Annotated in this window: 1 pseudogene; it reads right to left on the reverse strand. The window is 60.5% G+C overall.

Annotation, left to right across the window (positions count from 1 at the left end):
• Positions 1-215: 215 nt before the first annotated feature.
• Positions 216-458: pseudogene (locus EN804_RS34590) on the reverse strand (hypothetical protein); the annotation flags it as partial.

Below are 458 nucleotides of genomic sequence, written 5' to 3' on the forward strand. Positions count from 1 at the left end.
CGCTGGTGACGATGGCGCCGAGTTGGCTCACGGGCACCTCCCATCCTTTCCTTCTCTCCTTGCCGGAGAAGCGGGATTGGCGTGCAGCGCCGAGACGGATGGGGGGTTTTGGAAGGAATGGGGCATCAGCGAGTTGAACGCAGGTCTTCGCAATTCGGTAGCAACCGCCGCCAACGCACTGCGAGGACAACAGAAAACAGGATTACCGGTCCTTCTCAAAGAGCGAGTTGCTGCTCGGCCCATGCGGCGAACTCTTCTAGGCGCTCCAATGCCTTTTCGGCATCATTTCGAGTCTTGGCCCTTGATCCGTACTGGACCTCGTCCTTCTGCTCCAGAAGTGCACGCAGGCTCGCTTCTTGCTTCGCAGGAAGAGCCTTACCCAGAGCCGCCCGCAAGAGCTTGACGACGGCCTGGTGGTCGTCCTGGTTGACTTCGCCGCGGAACCTGGCCGTCAAGGC

This window comes from Mesorhizobium sp. M8A.F.Ca.ET.161.01.1.1 (assembly GCF_004792105.1).
Taxonomy (GTDB): Bacteria; Pseudomonadota; Alphaproteobacteria; order Rhizobiales; family Rhizobiaceae; genus Mesorhizobium.